Source organism: Parabacteroides sp. AM17-47, assembly GCF_003434625.1.
GTDB classification, from domain to species: domain Bacteria; phylum Bacteroidota; class Bacteroidia; order Bacteroidales; family Tannerellaceae; genus Parabacteroides; species Parabacteroides distasonis.
Window position 1 is genome coordinate 237287 of sequence record NZ_QTLI01000002.1, and the last position, 19406, is coordinate 256692.

15 protein-coding genes are annotated in these 19406 nt (G+C 48.9%); 4 read left to right on the forward strand and 11 right to left on the reverse strand.

The features are described from left to right. Window positions 1-5: 5 nt before the first annotated feature. From DW205_RS02420 to DW205_RS02430, 3 genes are all read right to left on the reverse strand, one after another. Window positions 6-1055, reverse strand: coding sequence for an efflux RND transporter periplasmic adaptor subunit (locus DW205_RS02420; RefSeq protein WP_008778321.1), 1050 nt, complete (start codon window positions 1053-1055; stop codon window positions 6-8). A gap of 93 nt (window positions 1056-1148) precedes the next feature. Further along, the gene (locus DW205_RS02425) at window positions 1149-2162 is read right to left on the reverse strand and encodes a DNA/RNA non-specific endonuclease (protein ID WP_121963049.1); all 1014 of its coding nucleotides are present in this window, start codon (window positions 2160-2162) and stop codon (window positions 1149-1151) included. Between the two features lie 154 nt (window positions 2163-2316). Next, a complete protein-coding gene (locus DW205_RS02430) occupies window positions 2317-3354 on the reverse strand; it encodes a DUF1848 domain-containing protein (RefSeq protein WP_005868330.1) in 1038 nt (345 codons plus the stop codon). A 122-nt stretch (window positions 3355-3476) separates the two neighbouring features. Between DW205_RS02430 and DW205_RS02435 the strand changes: the two genes are divergently transcribed. The 3 genes from DW205_RS02435 (at window position 3477) to DW205_RS02445 (ending at window position 5106) form a co-directional block, all read left to right on the forward strand. Next, complete coding sequence (locus DW205_RS02435) at window positions 3477-4013, forward strand: flavodoxin family protein (protein WP_005868328.1); 537 nt, start codon at window positions 3477-3479, stop codon at window positions 4011-4013. A 5-nt stretch (window positions 4014-4018) separates the two neighbouring features. Further along, window positions 4019-4225, forward strand: a complete 207-nt coding sequence (locus DW205_RS22435) for a cyclophilin-like fold protein (RefSeq protein WP_008778320.1) — start codon at window positions 4019-4021, stop codon at window positions 4223-4225. A gap of 239 nt (window positions 4226-4464) precedes the next feature. Then, window positions 4465-5106 (forward strand): HU family DNA-binding protein, encoded by a 642-nt coding sequence (locus tag DW205_RS02445; RefSeq protein ID WP_005868326.1) that lies wholly within the window; start codon window positions 4465-4467, stop codon window positions 5104-5106. On the opposite strand, the gene DW205_RS02450 is transcribed toward DW205_RS02445, so the two are convergent. The 7 genes from DW205_RS02450 to DW205_RS02480 all read right to left on the reverse strand — a co-directional run bounded on the left by DW205_RS02450 (window position 5103) and on the right by DW205_RS02480 (window position 16391). After that, a complete protein-coding gene (locus DW205_RS02450) occupies window positions 5103-7322 on the reverse strand; it encodes an alpha-L-rhamnosidase C-terminal domain-containing protein (RefSeq protein WP_005868324.1) in 2220 nt (739 codons plus the stop codon). The genes DW205_RS02445 and DW205_RS02450 overlap by 4 nt on opposite strands. Before the next feature lie 142 nt (window positions 7323-7464). Then, window positions 7465-10062: a family 78 glycoside hydrolase catalytic domain gene (locus DW205_RS02455; RefSeq protein ID WP_008778319.1), complete on the reverse strand. Its 2598-nt coding sequence runs from the start codon at window positions 10060-10062 to the stop codon at window positions 7465-7467. 20 nt (window positions 10063-10082) lie between these two features. Continuing rightward, window positions 10083-11831 (reverse strand): alpha-L-rhamnosidase C-terminal domain-containing protein, encoded by a 1749-nt coding sequence (locus DW205_RS02460; protein ID WP_005868321.1) that lies wholly within the window; start codon window positions 11829-11831, stop codon window positions 10083-10085. A gap of 3 nt (window positions 11832-11834) precedes the next feature. Then, window positions 11835-12635 carry a rhamnulose-1-phosphate aldolase gene (gene rhaD, locus DW205_RS02465; RefSeq protein ID WP_005868318.1) on the reverse strand — a complete coding sequence of 267 codons (801 nt, stop codon included), beginning with the start codon at window positions 12633-12635 and terminating at the stop codon, window positions 11835-11837. 11 nt (window positions 12636-12646) lie between these two features. Next, window positions 12647-13672 (reverse strand): L-rhamnose/proton symporter RhaT, encoded by a 1026-nt coding sequence (gene rhaT / locus DW205_RS02470; RefSeq protein ID WP_085931216.1) that lies wholly within the window; start codon window positions 13670-13672, stop codon window positions 12647-12649. Then, window positions 13672-14931, reverse strand: a complete 1260-nt coding sequence (locus DW205_RS02475; RefSeq protein WP_005868316.1) for an L-rhamnose isomerase — start codon at window positions 14929-14931, stop codon at window positions 13672-13674. The genes rhaT and DW205_RS02475 overlap by 1 nt, the downstream gene beginning before the upstream one ends. Before the next feature lie 38 nt (window positions 14932-14969). Next, entirely contained in the window at window positions 14970-16391 is a 1422-nt protein-coding gene (locus DW205_RS02480) for a rhamnulokinase family protein (RefSeq protein ID WP_005868314.1), read from the reverse strand. A 94-nt stretch (window positions 16392-16485) separates the two neighbouring features. On the opposite strand from DW205_RS02480, the gene DW205_RS02485 reads away from it, so the two are divergent. Beyond that, window positions 16486-17373 carry an AraC family transcriptional regulator gene (locus DW205_RS02485; protein WP_005856470.1) on the forward strand — a complete coding sequence of 296 codons (888 nt, stop codon included), beginning with the start codon at window positions 16486-16488 and terminating at the stop codon, window positions 17371-17373. A 15-nt stretch (window positions 17374-17388) separates the two neighbouring features. Here the strand turns inward: DW205_RS02485 and DW205_RS02490 are convergent, their stop codons facing one another. Next, a complete protein-coding gene (locus DW205_RS02490; protein ID WP_005868312.1) occupies window positions 17389-19260 on the reverse strand; it encodes a glycoside hydrolase family 127 protein in 1872 nt (623 codons plus the stop codon). Window positions 19261-19406 lie beyond the last annotated feature (146 nt).

The following is a 19406-nucleotide window of genomic DNA, read 5'->3' on the forward strand; positions in this document are numbered from 1 at the left end:
ATCTCTTAATCTGTTAATACTTTTACCTGTTGTCCATCCACCAAACGAGTGGCTCCGGCTGAGACAACCTGTTCGCCGGGTCGCAAGCCATCCGTTACGATCACGCCATCCTTGCCGATCAGCATAGACTCGGTAATCTTGCGACGCTCAACCTTTTGAGACTGCCCATTATAAACAAACACATACTTATCGCTATTGGCATCGTCAGCCACGACAGCGGCTAGCGGAACCAATACGGCGCCTTGCGTGAAACTCTCGCTATCCACGTTCAAGATCACACGGCAAGAGAAACCTACGGCTACCTTATATTTCTCTAAATTAAAGTTCGGATCGTCGATATACAGATACACGGGAACGCCGGAACCATCCGGAGAGGCTTCCACGTATTCTTTCACCTTCGCCTTGAAGCGAACGCCCTTGTAATTATCGAATTCCACATAAACAGAATAAGGAGAAGAGAAGTAATTGATATTACTCTCCGGCATCGTAAACACGACCTGTAACTTATTCGGGTTGATCAAGCAAACGATTCCTTGTCCGGCCTGTACCTTCTGGTAATTCTCCACATATTTCTTCTGGATAAATCCATCGAACGGCGCACGAAGCTTTGTCTGGTTCAATGTATTTTGCGCATACTCGAAAGCCGCCTTGGCATTTGAGTAAGAGGCTTCCGTAGACTCATACTCTTGCTTGGAGATAGCTTGTTTGGACAATAACTTCTTCGCACGTTGCAATTGCGCCTCAGCGGTCTGGAAAGACGCTTTCTTCGCCTCATATTCCCATTTAAAGTCCAGCGGATCAATCTCGGCCACGATCTGTCCCGTACGGACCTTCTGGCCTTCATCCACGTTTAATGAGATCAGCGGGCCGGACATCTTAAACGCCAAATCACTGAATTGATCGGGCGATACCACTCCACTGAATGATTTCTCAACCATGTTCAGAGAAGTAACGTCCGCCAATTTAACTGGACGAGGACCTTGCTCCTTAACGGGTGGTTGACTACAGGAAACCAATGCTGCCAAAACAAACACAGGGATTAATTTTCCTTTCATGATAACTTGCATTTTGTTATTTAATTATGATTTCTTTTTCTTCACAGTAAATATAAAACATTCTCGCCTAGAGATTGTTGAGCATAACGTGCCTTAAAAAGACCAACTACCATCATTCACGTATGCTTCCATCGGATTTTCTATCGAATCAGGCAAAGAAGGGAAAAAATCAATTCCGGTAACCTTCTCAACGCTATCGATAGGGATCATCATCGATTTCAACGGAGTCTTTCCATAGTCTTTATTATCAAACAGAAAACCTACCCCTTCTGGTTTACCGTTCGTTATCGTACAGATTACCTTATAAAAGGTCTTTGGGATTCCCACCCGATTCTTACCTAACCGTTTCAGGTCGTCCGTGATCACCGGGCCGGTCACGATCAACAAAGAACCATTCTCTTTCGCCCACAAACGAGCCTGCTCTTCCAGATCTTTCCAGATACCTCGGTTCAAGCCGGGCTTTTGCGGACAGATATTACTTAGGTAGAACGATTCCCGCATGGCCTTGGCGGACCATTTCATATCGCCGGCAGGCGCCATATGTCCTCGGTCATAGCCGGAACGGGTATAGTCCTCGTTCGTGGCGCTAGCCCCTTTCACCATGGGGTCCGAGACGAACTTATTAGACCGCTCGTTCTTCTTACTTGTCGCCTCTTTCGAGGTCAGTTCATAGGCTACCCAATTGGCGATCTTATAATCGGAATTATAAGAAACCGTATAGCCCTCATGCTTTATAACCTGCTCTTTTTGTTTATTCTTTAGTCTCGGTATCTCAGCTCCCTCTTGAAAAGTATAAGCGGAGGTCCCTTTCTTTGGGTTCGTCGTTTGCTTGTTTTTCGTCGCTTGCGCGGCTTTCTTACCCGATGTTCCGGAACCGCCCTTGTCTGAGATCTTCGGACGGACTATTGTCTCCGCCCGATCCTGTTTCTTCTCTACAGGCCGTGTCTTGGATACCGGATAAAACCAGTTATATATGAATAATACACCGATAAAACAAACAACTACCGCAAAAGCGCCAAGAAGCATCTTCTTTACAGAAGACATGAATGATGATGCCCGCTTCTTCTTGTTTTTCCGGGGTTGAGGCTTACCTTTCTTTTTTGCCATACCTAAAACTTCCTATTCTTAACCTTTCGTATTGGGCGCAAAAATAGATAAATCCGGCATGTTATACAACACTATTCTAGGATAGTATTGGTCTCGATTACTATAAAAGACGGCTTAATTTAATACGCCGCTTCATTTGACCTTGCTTTCAAATTTAACTTCGAATCAAACTTTCACTATCGTCCGAATAGTGTACCGCATTCTTTTGTACGCATTCCCTACTTGTATTGGCATAACAATAGACACAGAAATGGGAGCAAGTGTTATACCTACCGATATCTTTGCTTATCATGCAACCACAGGCTTTCCGTTGGCCTTTGTCTTTTAGCTCTTTGCGTTTGTCGGGTAAAGCGGGAAACGTACCAAAAAGATCCGGTTCGGGTAATTGGCCTGTTCGAAGATAATAAACCAATTCATAATCCTCCCCAAACACACGCTCCATTAAATCACCGTCGATACACCGGTTATGCTCAATGCCATAAACCGCAAGGTCAATATCCTCGGCACAAGTAGCGAGTGTCACATTCCAACCAGTAGAAGCCCAAATTTCCCTCAACTTCACCAATCCCTCTACAGTTTCTTGACGTTGCGTCGCATTCATCTCAGCGGTTTCCACATCCTCTTTCGTAAAGCAATTCGTCTCTTTTATAAGATTGTTCTGTACCTTACGATACGCCTTTACATCTACGAAACTGAACACGAGCTTATCAGTATATCCTTTCAACTGATTGCCGATCTTCCAAATACGGCTAAGCAAGACACGAGGCGTGATAGATGGAGTCATAATCAACGGATCAAATCGCCAGATCACCCGTTCCTTCCCTATCATTTCCGACAACTCCCGAAATGTCTCCACCCGTTGCGTAACGCTCGGCACATTCGGCTCAAAGCCTTCGCTCACATAGTCATTCAACGTGAACTGGAAATAATAATGGATACCCCTCCTATCCAACTCATGCAAATAAGGTAATATCGGCTTCGGGTTCTTTGTCCAAAACACGATTGCCTTACACCGCTCAAACGACACATACATCTTCCGCCGATTAAACGGATTATACCAAACACAATACCCCTTGGCCAAACGATTAAAGAACCACTTGACATAAAAGGCCGGGATATCCGTTGACCGGCTGGCCGAAATGATGATGGGAGCAAGTGCCTCGACTTGCTCACCGGAGTCCGTTGTGATCATTCTTCCGTATTATTATGTAATTAGGGTCATAACATCCGTAATTTGTCTACCGCAAGATAGGGATTATCTCGCTATTTTTGTATCCTAAAAATGAATGTAGAACCTAATAAATAACAGTAAACATGAAAAATGTATTGATTTTATCTTCCAGCCCCCGTCGTGGAGGCAATTCCGATACGCTATGCGATGAGTTTATGCAAGGGGCGATCGAAAGCGGTCATCGTGTGGAAAAGGTTTTTCTGCGAGACAAGACCATTCACCCCTGCACGGGATGCGGCGTGTGCAGCCAATACAAGAAGCCTTGTCCACAAAAAGATGACGCGGCAGAGATTATCGGAAAGATGCTTGCCGCCGATGTAATCGTGATGGCTACGCCGGTCTATTTCTATGCCATGAGCGCACAGATGAAGACGCTGATAGACCGTTGCTGCGGTCCTTATACCGAAATGAAAAACAAGGAGTTTTACTTCATCGCCACGGCCGCTGAAGACGATAACGGCATCATGGATCGCATTGTGACCAACTTTATGGGATTCCTCGACTGTCTGGAGAACCCGACCGTGAAAGGAACGCTATTCTGCGGTGGTGTGTGGCACGTGGGCGAGATCGAAGGGAACCCGACCTTGAGGCAAGCATACGAGCAGGGAAAACGAGTATAATACTCTTGATCGCGACCAATACGTTCCGTCCGGGTATAATCCATACAGGCGACCTACTTCTATGGGGAGCGAATACGGTAGTCCTTTTCTACGAGACCTTTTCCTCGTCTTACAGCTATACCCGTTTAGGGAAGATAGAGAATCCCGCAGGGTTGGCCGACGTACTTGGCAGAGGAAACGTGAGGGTTGTCCGCTTCTCCCTAAGTAAATAACGCTCCGATACCGCATAAATACCTTATCGGTAGCAGATGAATTCTTGTTCGCATACTGTATAATTCTACAAACCACGACGTGGTCTGTACAGATCAAGACGTGGAATATACAAATCACGACGTGGTCTATATATTCCACGGTGATAATTTGGAAATAGATCAAGTAGTTAGTATATTTGTATATAGTAAGAAGAATGTTTTTAACTTGAAGATACAAACAATTATACCTAGTAGCAGTTATGGCAGAATATATCAAGCAAGAGATGTGCGACCTGAACGGGACGGGGGAAAAGCCGGTGTATTATCGGATGAAGATACAACGGAACATGGACATGGAGGATTTCGTGGAACGGATCACCTACCCCGGATCGGGCTTGAGCAGGGGTAGCGTAATACAGGTGATGACGACAGTAGCGGAACATCTGGCCTATTGCATGGCGGAAGGGCAGTCGGTCACGTTGGATGGCATCGGTACGTTCACGCCCCGCCTAGGCGTAGCGAAGGACAAGGAGATCGACTCGCTGGATGGTGACGAACCGAAGCGTAACGCACGGAGCATCGAGGTGAATGGTATCAACTACCGGGCCAACAAGGAATTGATACGGGAGACTAACCTGCGTTGCGATTTAAGACGGGGAGGTATCAGCCGTGTCCGGAAATCGCCCTTCACCGAAGAGGAACGCCGGACACGGGCATTGGATTACCTGGATGAACACCCATTCTTGCGCATACAAGACTACATGGCTGTCACCGGACTAAAACGTAGTAGCGCAAACCGTGAGCTACTACGCCTCAGTAGCGACCCGACGAGTGGAATCACCCTATCGGGTTATGGAAGCCACCGGGTGTATGTCCGCAGGAAAACAGAGGGCGATCACTAATCCACTTGATGGTGCCCCGGGTCGAGATGCTTGCGAGTGCCGTTCGGTCTTATCAGTTCGGCGGAGGTGCCTTCCGGGATTTGGAGATCGAACTTCAATCGCTTGCCTTTCTTCTTGATACTTACTCGGATGGTTCCATAATGAGTCTCTAGGCTGGCAGAGGCTTCCGATAAGGAACCCAATTGAGGCGAGATCTTAAAGGTACGGAAGCCGGGAGAGGTTGGCTCGATACCACAGACCTTCTGGCTCAATAAGGTAAGCGGGCCACCGCTCCAAGCGTGATTGATCGTGCCGCCACCGAAGCCCTCGGCTCCGATGCCCCATCCCTCGAACAAGGTCGTGTATTCGGCATAATCCAGCATACGGGTGTAACGTTGCTTCATCCGTTCCAAGGCAAACGCCGGCTCGCCCATCTGGAAAAGAGCCTCTAGGACATACTTCTCCATATAAGGGCTGGCGTGATACTCCTTTTTAAGTACCTTCGTCAGCGCCGGATACTTATCTTTCGAGGCCAGCCCGGAAACAACCGCCATGGCTTGGGAGCGATCGTCCGTCTCCCCTTTATAGCCGGGGGAGCGATAGGCGGAACCTGTCCAGAACTTCGTGTCGAAACAACGTTCTATGCTACGCATCATCCGGGAGATCTCATCGGCATCCTTATCCTTGCCGAGTTGCAGGGCGAAGGCTCGCTCCGCTTTCAAGGCCAGATAATACCAGCAATTGGTCAATACACCCATATCGACATGCTCGCCCCAGTCGCCCCAGCTCCAAGCGCCTTGACGCTCGATCACCAAGCCACTCTTATCGACTTGCCAAACCTCGTGCAGGTAACGGCGCATCCGGTCGTATATCACCGGGACGAAACTACTGTCGGCACTATAATAATATTGCGTATAAAAACCGTACCAACCGATAGACGCCAACATCTGTAAAGGAAGCTCCTTATCCCAATTACCCGCCGGAACCGGAGCGTAGAGCGTTCCGTCCTCCCGCTGCCAATTCATTAATTCATGGATGCCTTTTACGGCTAGTTTCTGCCCGGACGGAGAAAGGGCGTAGAAAGCCTCGCCTAGCTCATTCACCTCGTCACCCCACCATTGGGCACGTTCACGATCCGGACAGTCCATATAATTATCACGCATCGTTATGTATAAGGTGCGGGCAGAACGTTGCCAAAGCTCGTCGTAGAACGGGTCGTCACAATGGAAAGAGCCGGCGAGGTCCGTGTTGTAACCGGTCTCACGGTATTTCACATCCAGCACCTTCACGCCCTCGGGGATGATGTAATAGACCTCATGGCCGTTCATCCAGCCATAGCTTTCGTATTCCTGCTCACCCTCACGGGTGATATATTCGGCACGTACGTTGCGCTCGCTTCCTCCCTCGTAATTATCCATCCGTATGTGGATGGTTTTCCCGGCTTCCGCCTCTACTTTTAGATACGGAGTGATCTGGGCATTATAGGGCAAACGACAGAACAGGGTATCACCTCTCAAGGATTCCCGGACGGATACATAGGATAACAGGCCGCTGTTTTTCCACTGGGGTATCGGACGTTCCACCAGATCCCCGAAAGGAGCTTTCCCCGCCTTACCGACGCAGACCGCCCCCGGAAGGGAACCTTCGAAACTCGTACGGTTCCAGTTTGTTATCGCTTGACGGGCATCGAAGCGGATATTACTCTCCGGCATACGGTAATTCGGGAAAGGGGCCTCGGTATTTTGATAGGCCTCATACAAGGCGCACTGCCAGCTCGCATCGGAGACGATCTCCAGTCCCGGAGCAATCGCCTCGAATAACAAAGCCGCTTTCCCGCTGTTGATATGACTGAAACCATCTTTCCCGAAATGCCAGAGCAAGATAGCGATGGTGTTCGAGCCTTTTGTCAGGTAAGGGGCGATATCTACCGGATCGTAATAAGTCCCGGAAGGAGAAGGTCCTCTTTTCAAGCCACCCTCAAAGATAACCAGTTGGTCGTTGATCCAAAGCCAATACTTGGAATCGGCGGCGATACGGGCGATGAGTTGATTCGGGACATTCGTCACAGCGAATGATTTACGGTAGATCAACCAAGTATTCGTAGCGCTTTGGCAACGCTCGGTATTGATCCATTGGGCTTTCCAAGGGAAGGAAGCGGGACAACTGTCCGAGGCAGTCACTTTTATCCAGCTGAAAGATAGGAGAAACAATAGAAGAGCAAGAAGTAGCTTGTTCATACGTTTAATCTTTAAGGTTCTCAATTATTTGCTTTCGAAATCCCCAGTTGTAGAGACGGGGCACGCCCCGTCTCTACAACTGGGTAAAATAAGCCAATATAGGCGATGTCATTACCGGCTTACTAAAGTCATACGGTTCTTATCACACCGGATATGAAAACGTATGCGTACCGGCGGATACGGTCTCGGTCTGATCGCCTACCACGATATCGGCGGAGCAATCAGCCGGAATCGTCACGGTAAGCATAACCTTATCCCCTTCCCGTTTCCATTCGCTGGCGATACGGCCGCGTACGGAATGGTACTCACCTTTCGCCCAATCCAGTTCTTTCACGAAATGAGGCGTGATACGGATATGACGGAAGCCCGGAGCCGAGTCGTCATGATTGATACCGGCCAGCTGGTTCATCATCCAAGCGGAGACATCTCCCATAAAGACGTGGTTCAAGGAAGCGTCGGCAAACTTCGGACTAAGTGTCCACGTCTCCGGCAATGTGGAGTAACCCATCGTCTCTACCCAATATCCCCAAGAAGGTGCCTCGGTCTTCGTGATCATCTTCATGGCATCCTCGATATAGCCATATTTCGTAAGCATGGCCGGAACGGTCTTACTGCCTAATAGACCAAAATCCAAGAAATAGTTATTTCCCGCTACCACCTCACGCAGCTTATCCGCCACGAGTTGTTCCTTTCCTTCCGGTACAAGTCCCAGATACAAGGCCAAGGCTTGCGCCGTTTGGGTTCCTTCGGCATACACACTGGTCTCGGCCTTGAAGAACTTCTGGTTGATCAAGGATTTGAGCGTATTCGCTTTCTCTTGATAAGGAGCGGCATCCTTGCCCAGTAAAGAGGCGAAGCGAGCCATCAACTTATAATCCAGATAATAGTAGGCGGTAGAGGTATATTCATTATTCGTCGTAGCTTTCCAATACACCCAGTCACCCAAGCCAAAAGGCAAGTAACCGTCTTTCTCTTTCGTCTTCAAATAATCCAGATATCGCAGCATCGTAGGATATAAGCGTTCTATACTGCGAGACTCTCCATAATAATCATACAAGGCGTTCGGGATGATGAACATGACAGCGTCCCAAACCGGACCCGGCCACTCGCCATATCCCCAACCGCTGGAAGGAATGATACCGGAAATCTCACCCGCCTCACGCTGGTTGTCGATAATGTCATCCATCCATTTCTCATAAAGCGTGATACCATCGAAGCCCAGCAAACCGAGGTCGATCGCGATATGCGCGTCGGCTGTCCAGCCATTCTTCTCCCGTTGCGGACAATCGGTCGGGATACTGTGCAGGTTACTGCGGTAAGCCTGCATCGTAGCCTCCCATATCTTATTCAATAGAGGATTCGAACAAGCGAAGGAACCGGACGGACGGACATCGGTATGCATAAACAAGCCGGTCAAGTTCTCTTCCGTTAAAGTAACGGGACGGCTGCTCTCCACCTCCACGTATTGGAAACCGTGATAAGAGAAGGAAGGCATGAAGATCTCCTCCTCTCCCGTACCTTTCAAGGTAAAGACATCCATCTGGAATACCTCGTCCGGTTTGACCGGATGATAATATACATTGATATTGCCTTGCTCCAAGCGACCGTCTTTCTTCAACAACTCACCATGTTTTAACGTGATACGGGTTCCCGCCTCACCTTTCACCTTCAAGCGGCAAAGGCCGGACATGTTCTTCGGGAAAGAATATACATATAACTGATCGGAGAAACGTTTCATCGACACGGGCCTCACCTCTTCCGTGATACGGATTCCCGGCATTTGCTGGGCTACCAACAGAGGTGCCGGAGCCTGCGCCGGAAGTGCCGCTTCCCATTTACTATCGTCGAAATGAGCGTTTTTCCATCCGGCCTCTTCCAGCCGGGCATCGAATTTATCGCCGCTGTATATATTATTATAGGTATAGGCCCCGGTGGAAGTCTTCCAAGTCTCGTCCGAGCCAATCACCTCCGTCGTACCATCCGTATAGGTAATACGTAACTCACATAGCAGGCGGGGACGATTCCGCCAGCGTGCCTCATGAAAATTCCAGACCGCCACGGACTGCTCATTGTACCAGCCGTTTCCCAGAACAGCGGCCACGGCGTTGTCGCCTTGCTCCAGCAAAGAGGTAACATCATGCGTCACGTACAAGATACGTTTATCGAAATGCGTATACCCTGGGTCCAGATAATTCGTTCCGACCCGCTCGCCATTGATGAATAGCTCATGATACCCAGCAGATGCTACGTACACACGGGCATCCTTCACTTCCTTGCCTACCGGGAAAGACTTGCGGAACAGAGGGGCAGGCTCGAACTCCTTATCCTTATGATCGGTAATCCAAGAGGCGGACCAATCCGAGGGATCGAACTTAGCGGTCTCGAAAGAAGCCGTCTCCGAGGTAGCGCACGGACGCCCTTCACCATCCCATACCGTAACATTCCAGTAATAACGGGTATGAGGTTTCAGGGCCATTCCTTCCGCATAGGGCCGCAAGTCGTCCGGACTCGTACCGATCCGTACCTCATAGCGGGAAGCCTTAAAGCCCTCCTCATTTCCGGAGTATTCCCATGTAAAGCGAGGAGACGAAGTATCCAAGCCGATAGGCTCCGTAAGGTATTCCGTACGGAGATTCGTAGGTATCGTTAATTCATTATTGCTTTTACAACCGCCTAATAAGAGGGCGGCGAAAGCGTAGATGCAAATAGTTTGTTTCATATATTCTATAATTATATACATTCTACAACTAAGTATAAGAGCTATGGGGTAACTCGTATCTCTTCAGGAGCGTTGATATGGCTTATCACCTTACCGTCCGCACCTTTCTCATGCCGGATCTCAATCACCCCGTAAGGCGTGGGGAACGTACCTTCCACCCATTCGAGATCTCCCAGATGTGGGATGATACGTACCGTACGGCAACCCGGTTCCACCACTTGTACACCCAATACGTACTCGCTTAACCACGATGTGGGACCCGAAGCCCATCCATGGCACAAGCTATGGCGGAAACCTTGATAGCAATACGCCCCATAATCTCCATGAATATCTTTCTTTCCAGCGGGGACCAGCTCATCAATACGCCCTGCGTCAGGAAGCCATTCCATATTGAAATCCTCCCAAAACGTCGTAGCACCTACATCCAGCATAGCTCCCCAATACGTACGGATCACATCTAACGCACCTTGGTAATTACCAGCCAACGCCATCGCCCGTAGCATATAATACCCGTAAAACGTAGAGAAGCCTTTCGCCCCGTCCACCGCCAAGCAACGCTCGTTCGCCTCCTTAGCATCCATAATACCCGCCAGAGCCATCAAGGCGGCGGCCTGTTTATCCCCGGGCGTAATCCGATCTTTCTCCGAAGGGAACCGGGATTTCTTCCAAAGGGAAAACTCAATAGCCTTGGAAGCTACCATACGGCACTCCGAGGCCAACGCATCCTCGCCTAAAACAGTACATAACTCCTCTCCCGCACGCATGGCTTGTATCATCAGCGATTGAAGGCCGGCATCGATAGCGGGTGTATTCTCACTGGAAGGCCAATCCAAGAAACGGTTCCCATCCAGTCTCTCTTGTCCGCTTGGGTCAACCTTCGAGATCAAGTGACGCAACAAAGCAGTCATATAAGAGCGTTGCTCTTGTAGATACGCAAGATTCCCTTGATAATAATACCAATCCCGCTGAATCAACAACCACCAGATCGAGTACGAACTGATACCGTTCATCCAACTAGGCAGCGGCGTAATATCCCGAATCAAATCCAAGCTCTTAGGAACCACCTCATTATAACCGAAGACAGTACTGACCGTCATTACCTCCGGATGTAAATCCCCCACCCAGACCAGACGATCCCGTTTTACGCCGTCCCATAGATATTCCTGCATATTCAAGTGGACCGTGTACGCACCTGTCTTCCAGATCCGGTTCAACCGCTCGTCATTACAACGGAAAGAGCCCAGATAAGGAATATCCCGGAACGTGGAGATCGCACGGACCTCTTTTAATTGCAACTCCGTAGAATCACCCAATACATCAATACGCACGAAACGGAAACCGGAATTACCGATCTCCTGCACGCCCAGCCAAGGGAGCGATACCACGAAATCCCGCATCGCATGATCGTTGCTCGCCCCGTTCGCGCCATCTATCTCGCACATAGCCTCACTAACGGACTCGCCGAAACGAACCCGCACGGAAACCGGATCGTGAGACGGCGGCATACCGGTCACCAGCTGAAGGCCGCCTTGCAACTCCTTCCCGAAATCAAGCAGCAAAGCGGGATGTTCGGTTGGCGTACTTTTCAACACACACAACCGATTATTCGCCAAATCCGACTGTCCGTTGCCCGGAACAAGCAAATGGTTCGCTCCCGTAATTTGCGAACTATCTTGCTGCCAGACAATACGGACCGGAGCGATATACTCCCGTGTCCGATGGTCTCGCTGCTGGGCGAACAACGTGAACGAACCGATCCCTATGAATAGAATGATTAATTTCTTTCGCATACGCTAGAGTCCAAAAGCCGGAACCAAGTCATCCAATTGCTGCTCCGTCATACCTTCCGGCTCGTAACCGGTCATGCGGGCACTGAAATAGATCTGGGCGGATTTACTCAACGTATCGATCGCATCGAAGCACTCGATCAGGTCCTCACCGACGGCAAGGATACCGTGCTTCTCCCAGAACACCACGTCGTGCTCCTCCAACTGACGGATCGTAGCGTGCGCCAACGCCAAAGTGCCCGGTATCTCGTAAGGAACGATACCGACCCCTTTCGGCACGATAATCCGACATTCCGGGATCATACGCCATAACGTGCGGGTAATCTTCTCCGAATCCAAGAACGGCTTACAATGCGTCATGCCGATAATATCCGTCGGATGCGTATGCAATACCACCCGGTTATCCCGTCCCTTCGCACGCAAGAAATTGTGCATCAACAAATGGGAAGGCAACTCGGAAGTCGGTTGGATCGGTTGCTCCGCTAGGATATCATACGATTTCCCATCGGCGGCGATACGGATCAAAGAGCCGTTGGCGAATGGATCTTTCGCCACGTAACGCATCCGTTTTCCGGTACCCGTCACATAAAAGACGTGCCCGCATAAGGCCGTCATCGCCTCTTGCAAGGGAATCGAGGAAACCAAAGCCGGCAACGCCTTCTCCTCCTCGCTCAATAAAGTAGTCAGGTTCACCGATATATTCCCGCCGTTTCGCTCAGCCCAACCCTTGGTCCACAAATAGCCGGCGACCTCGGCGATACGATCTATTTCCGCCATCAGGCGTTCATTGTTTCTTAGTGTTATCATGTCTATTTTAATTAAACTATATTTGGATATAATAAGGAAAGGATCAAGATACACATGCCGGTAATCAATACCACGATCGTCCGGCGATCCACGCCCTTCCATTCTTTTAATAAGATGCCCCAGACATTACTGAAAATAACATTCAACGACATCAGGATACTCCACGAGAAAGCCAGCATAACCGGGGAATCCGAGAAATAGCTCTTTCCCATCCCCAGTCCGAAGAACTGCGAGTACCAAAGCACGCCTGCCAAAGCGCAAAATAAGACATTATTCAGCAATGTACCTCCCGATACCGAGAAATAATCCTTGCCCGTCCCGTTTTTAACGTTCTGGAAAATACAATACACAGCGTTCGTACAAAAGCCGCCCAAAGTAACCAACAGTATCACGGGATTCAAGGCGAACAGATCGCTAGCTCCCGCCTCTTTCGCTTTCGCCAGCACCTCGTTTCCCGATTCCAAACCCAAATTGAAGCAGGCGCTCATCACACCGGCAAGCAAGGCTACCGCCAAGCCCTTAGTCAAGGCAAAATCCTTCACCGCCGCTTTCTTCTCCTCCTCACTCATATTCCGGGCCCGCAGGCTTCCGGCGTAACCGATCACGGCGATACCCGCTAAGGTAATGCAAACACCGGTCAACAGGATCAATCCGGTTCCCTCAAACAGATTCGTTCCACCGAACAAAGCCGGGAAGAGCGTACCGAAACCGGCGCATGTACCCAAGGCGATGCTCTGTCCCAAAGCTACGCCCAGATAACGCATACTCAACCCGAAAGTCAACCCGCCGACACCCCAGAGCATGCCATAGATAACCGCTCCCAAGCTACCCGGCGAACACCATAGCTCCAGTAAGGTACTCCCTTCCGGTACCGCCAACATCGCTCCGAGATAAGGGAAAACCAACCAAGCGAAGATACCTTGCACCAGCCAAAAGCTTTCCCAACTCCAATCCCGGATCTTATTGATCGGCACGTACGAGCTACTCTGCCCGAAACTGCCGATCGCGATGATCAACAACCCGATCCCGATCTCTATCATTGCCGTCTTGAGGTAACGTCGGACTCATATTTCTCGATCTCAGCGATATAAGACTCTCCTACGGGGACCCCACTTTGCAGACAATACATATCCCAAACCGCACCCCAAGGCAGACTCTTCGCTTCCTCCTGCAAGGCAAGACGCTGGAAATACTTACCCTCATCCTCGTACTGGCGAAGCAAGGCGATCGGCTCCAGCAAAGCGAGCATAAAGGCTTTTTGCGTGGCACGGCTACCAATGACATAAGCACCGATACGATTGATGGTAGCGTCGAAATAATCCAAACCGATATGTACCCGGTCCAAGGCGTCGCAACGCACGATCTCACGGGCTAAATCCTGCACATCGTCATTCAAGATCACGACATGATCGCTATCCCAACGGATCGGACGACTTACGTGCAACATGATCTCGGGCGTAAACAGCAATAACGAGGAAACCTTGTCGGCGATACTTTCCGTCAAATGGAAATGGCCGGTGTCCAAGGTAACGATCTTGTTCTTTTTCGCCCTGTAACCCAAATAGAAATCATAGGAACCTACCGTATAACTTTCCAGACCGATACCGAAGAGTTTCGCCTCGATACAATCTTTCATCCATTTATATTCGGTAGCGAATATCTCATCCAGCGATTCCTCCAAGATACGGCGATAACGTAAGCGGCTGGCCGGTACTTCCTTGCTCCCGTCATGTATCCAAAGGTTCATCATGCAAGGATCGTTCTGGGCTTTACCCATCTCATCGCTGATCCAGCGACAACGCTTCGTATGCTCGATCCAGAAGTTACGGATATCATCGCTGGGGTTCGCCAAGGTCAAATCTCCGCTTTTAGGGTGCGAGAAAGAGGTACTGTTGAAGTCTAGCTTGAAATCATTCTCTTTCGCCCATTGTATCCAGCTCTCGAAATGATGGGGTTCTACCTCGTCACGATCTACTTTCTCCCCTTGGAAATCCCCGTAGATCTCATGCAGACTAAGCCGATGATTACCGGGGATATAGGATTTCGCCTTCAATACATCCCGACGCAACTCGTCGATAGTACGGGCACGTCCCGGATAATTGCCGGTCACTTGTATACCACCGGTCAAGGAGCCGCCTTGGTTCTCGAAACCGCTTACGTCATCGGCCTGCCAGCAATGCAGGGATAGGGATATTTTCTTCATATCCTCTAATGCTTTACGAACGTCTACACCTACGGCCGCATAACGTTCTGCCGCTACTTCAAATGCCTGTTGAATTAAACTGTCTTTTGTCATGGTATGATGTTTTTAAATTTATATGATTTGAATGTGTATCACCTTTCCGGATAAAATTCCTTGGGAGGGAATGCGGTGGATATCAGTCTTCGCATCTCCCAACAATCCGTCAGTAATCCTGCCGACTTAGCCTGTATCAAGCAATTTCCAATGGCTGTCGCCTCAGACGGGCCAGCTAATACGGGAATACCGATAGCGTTGGCTGTCAATTGATTCAGCAGATCGTTCCGAGAGCCACCACCTATCACATGCAATCGTTCGATCGGATGTGGCGACATCGATTTGAGTATTTCCAGCAACTCTTTATAACGATTCGCCAAGCTATAAAATATACAATGTACATAATCGGCGTCCGAAGCGGGAACAGCCTGTCCGGTTTCCTCACAATAGGCCGTGATCTCACGTAGCATATTCTCTGGATTGGCGAAACGGGGATCATCCGGATTGATCAAAGAAGTAAATTCGCTCAACTCCGCCATCCGAACCATATCATCGTACGAATAATCCAATCCGGACCGCTTCCATTGCTCCCGGCAACGTTCCAAGATCCACATACCTGTAATATTCTTCAAAAAGCGGGTCGTACCCTCGATACCCCCCTCATTCGTGAAATTATTCTTGAAAGAGACCTCGTTGATGATCGGCTTCTCCACCTCGATACCCATCAAGCTCCAAGTACCGCTACTCAAGTAAGCGAAATTAGGAGAAGAAGCAGGAACAGCGGCTACCGCCGACGCCGTATCGTGACCAGCCACGGCGATTACCGGGATTTCCCCGATTCCTGTCTTACGGGCGATCGACTCGCTCAACCGCCCGATCAACGTCCCCGGCATCACCACCGGACACATCAAAGTAGGAGATACACCCACGGCCTCCAAGAGCTTGTAATCGAATTTATGGGTTTCCGGGTTCAATAATTGAGACGTGGAAGCGATCGTATATTCACATACCATACGCTCCGTCAACATATAAGCCAAAAGGTCCGGTATGAATAATATCTTTTCCGCCACTTCCTGCGGTATAAACGAGTCTTGCCCCGCCCTGAAAAGCTGGAACAAGCTATTAAACGGCATCACTTGAATACCTGTCCGCTTATAGACCTCTTCCTTGGGAATCCGTTTGAAAAAGTCCTCGGGAGCGCCGTCCGTATAAGGATCTCGGTAAGCACGAGGTAAGCCCAATAAAGAGCCATCCAAAGCCACATACCCAAAATCCACCCCCCATGTATCTATTCCGATCGAGTGCAACCGGATTCTTTGCCGGGCGCATATCGTCAAGCTTTCTATAAGAGAAGTATAAAGATGATAGATATCCCAATAAAACCGTCCGTGTAATTCCACCATCGGATTCGGGAACCGATGGATCTCTTTCATTTCAAATTTGGCATCCTTTAAGGTCCCGAGCACGGCCCGTCCACTGGTAGCCCCTATATCAAAGGCTAGAAAATTATATTCCTTCATGGCTTAACAAAGTTATTTGTTTGACGAAAGCAAAAGTAGAAGCATTATTGCTATATTTGCTTACGAAAATGATTTTAAACCTTTCAAATCTGACATGAACGAACTGCGGAATGATTTACTACGTTACTTGACGATCAGCGCTACGGATGAGGAATGGGGAATCGTCGTCACGACGGTCGGATATCAATTCATCCCGCCGGGTTGCGCCTATCCACTTTCCCGGCATCCGGAGAAGTATAATTTCAAGCCTCAGACCGGGCGCATCCTGAATGAGTATCAATTGGTATATATAACGAAAGGTAGCGGGTACTTTTCCTCCCAGTCTTGTAAATCGCAAAAGATAAACGCAGGGACGATGATCCTCCTTTTCCCCGGGGAATGGCATAGTTATTATCCGGACCGGGAAACGGGATGGGATGAGTATTGGGTAGGTTTCCGGGGCATTCATATCGATAAACGTGTGGAGAAGAAATTCTTTACCAAGGAAGAGCCGCTACACCGGATCGGGCTGAGCGCTACGATCGTCGGACTTTATGAGGATATACTGAAGTTCGCCTCGGAGGAGAAATCCGGTTACCAACAGATGATCTCCAGTATCGTGCTTCATATATTAGGCTCCGTATATTATAAGGAAAAGAACAACTCCTTCACGAACACCTATGTCGTAGATAAAATCAACGAGGCACGTATATTAATGAAGGAGAACATCGAGGACCCATTAAGTCCGGAAGAGATCGCTGCCCGTCTTGGTTTAGGTTATTCATGGTTTCGCCGGATGTTTAAGGAATACACCGGCGTCTCCCCCGCCCAATATCAATTACAACAGAAGCTCCTTCGTGCGAAAGAGCTTCTGACTAGCACCCCTTTGACGATCTCCGAGATCGCCTATAGCCTACATTTCGAGAATGCCGGCCAATTCTCCACATTCTTCAAGAAGAAAGAAGGGGTCACGCCCTCGGAGTTCAGGGATCGGACACATTGAGCTGGAGTGAACCGCTCAATAAGGTTTATAAGGCGTACGCATGACATTCCATGTTTTTGGTAGCCACACTCTATAACGTTCTGCCTGATTCCACGTATTACCAGCTGATGCGAAATCGCACAGATGAATCGGGCGAGCCTTGCCGTTTCCTTCCAAATCCGTTCCTAAAACCATAGGAACGGTAAAAGCCATCCAAGCGAAATCGGGGGCTTGTACCGGAGTTAATTCCACATAACCATCCTTGCTGACGATCACGGAAGCCTCATCCACATCTCCATCCTTAAAGCGGCTATCTCTAGCCAGCACCAAAGGGCCTCTTACGATCGCTTGAGCCTCGTTCAGCTCCACCAAGCGAGCCCGCATATCCAACTCCACCGTAATTTCATCCCCTTTCTCCCAAGTCCTATGAATCGGTAGGTATGCTCCAGCCAACAGATCCGTTAAAGGCTCACCATTGACAGACACCACAGTTCGCTCACTCCACGCCGGGATACGCAAGGCGATCGTAAAATCACTCGTCTTCTCCGGTTCCACCACAATCCGGACTTGCCCATCTATCGGGTAGTCCGTCTCCTGCGTCATCGACACCCTCGTCTTTTTATCCAACTCTACCTCCACGCTCGAAGCCGCATATAGGTTGACATCGATACGTCTGCCGTTTACCTGATAAGCGAACCGCGGAATCATCGCGAAAGCACGAGGTCCATTCGCATTGCAACAATTGATATGCATACCGCATTGCTCCTCTCCTTCATGCCGCCAGCCCTCCAACGGACTGTATTTCGCTATTTGTGAGGCATCCGCTTTCAGCGAGGCTAGTAAAGCGTTATACATAGCCTTCTCGATCTGGTCCGCATATAAGGAATTTCCGGTTAGTCCAAGCATCCTGTCGCAAATCTGCATCCACGTGAACGTCACACAAGTCTCCATCGTATGATAAGTAGGATAGGTCTGTAACGCCTTGCCTCCATACCAGCACTCGAATGCACTACCAGAACCGGCCACATTGATTTCCTCATTGATTATATGATTCATCGTTTTCTCCACCACAGATAAATATAATGGATTCTTAGTGACCTTGTAAAGTTCCAACAAGCCCTCATAACAAGACATCATCTCATATGCTTTTTGTCCATTCTCCGGAGAGAACCAAACCTTTGGATGTGGGAAACGTCCGGCGACAGGAATATCCGCAATCGCCTTACTAATCAATCGAGGGCCTTCCGGAGTCTCCCATTGCTTTACGATGTACTTGGCAAAATCCAGATATTTATCTTGCCGGGTACGATTATACAGATACATCACCGGCTCAAGTACCGAAGAGCTTGGCATTCCTATATAATTACCGGTCGTCACGATATTCACTTTTCCGGGTCCCACCTGCGTCATCAAATGGTCGATCACCCGGCAGGCGGCATCCAAAGCTTTTCGATCCCCGGATAAGTCATAATAAGCGATCAAACCTAAAGCCGTGTATTTTCGCCCCCATATATCCCACTGGTTCAACTGCGCTTCCTCGGAATAGTTACCGATATATCCATTCGGCAATTGGGTTTCCATCAACAACTCCGCTCCATTCTTAATAATCTTGTACAACTCAGGATCTTTATCATAACGGTATGAGGCGATCGCCCCTTGTATCCATTTTCCCCAAAATTCCGATTGCCAGCGCGAGGTCTCTTCCTTATGCCGGAAAGGTTCCACCAAATGATCCACATCTTGAGCTTTCACTCGATACTCGATACAAGCGTCGATCCGTTGCCCCAAATAACCGGATATCCTCAAGTGACGTACAGGATCAGTGTTTCTTACTTGCGCATTCATACAACAAACACAAAAACAAAAGAATAGACACGACATGCCTTTTGTTAATACGGATATACTCATAAACACAATTCTTAAGGTTAATAAATGTGATAAAGATAGCACATTCCACTTGTTCGGAACTTTCAGAATTGACAAAATAAATATGAATATTGACACACAAATCGTATCTTAAAATAAAATATCTATTATTTTTCCCCTGATATATT

Coding starts and splice junctions, on each gene's coding strand:
- DW205_RS02430 (WP_005868330.1), bottom strand. CDS start 3,354: ATGATCACAACGGACTCCGGTGAGCAAGTCGAGGCACTTGCTCCCATC.
- DW205_RS02490 (WP_005868312.1), bottom strand. CDS start 19,260: ATGAGTATATCCGTATTAACAAAAGGCATGTCGTGTCTATTCTTTTGT.
- DW205_RS02475 (WP_005868316.1), bottom strand. CDS start 14,931: ATGACAAAAGACAGTTTAATTCAACAGGCATTTGAAGTAGCGGCAGAA.
- DW205_RS02450 (WP_005868324.1), bottom strand. CDS start 7,322: ATGAACAAGCTACTTCTTGCTCTTCTATTGTTTCTCCTATCTTTCAGC.
- DW205_RS02445 (WP_005868326.1), top strand. CDS start 4,465: ATGGCAGAATATATCAAGCAAGAGATGTGCGACCTGAACGGGACGGGG.
- DW205_RS02460 (WP_005868321.1), bottom strand. CDS start 11,831: ATGCGAAAGAAATTAATCATTCTATTCATAGGGATCGGTTCGTTCACG.
- rhaD (WP_005868318.1), bottom strand. CDS start 12,635: ATGATAACACTAAGAAACAATGAACGCCTGATGGCGGAAATAGATCGT.
- DW205_RS02485 (WP_005856470.1), top strand. CDS start 16,486: ATGAACGAACTGCGGAATGATTTACTACGTTACTTGACGATCAGCGCT.
- DW205_RS02425 (WP_121963049.1), bottom strand. CDS start 2,162: ATGGCAAAAAAGAAAGGTAAGCCTCAACCCCGGAAAAACAAGAAGAAG.
- DW205_RS02435 (WP_005868328.1), top strand. CDS start 3,477: ATGAAAAATGTATTGATTTTATCTTCCAGCCCCCGTCGTGGAGGCAAT.
- DW205_RS02480 (WP_005868314.1), bottom strand. CDS start 16,391: ATGAAGGAATATAATTTTCTAGCCTTTGATATAGGGGCTACCAGTGGA.
- DW205_RS02455 (WP_008778319.1), bottom strand. CDS start 10,062: ATGTATATAATTATAGAATATATGAAACAAACTATTTGCATCTACGCT.
- DW205_RS02420 (WP_008778321.1), bottom strand. CDS start 1,055: ATGAAAGGAAAATTAATCCCTGTGTTTGTTTTGGCAGCATTGGTTTCC.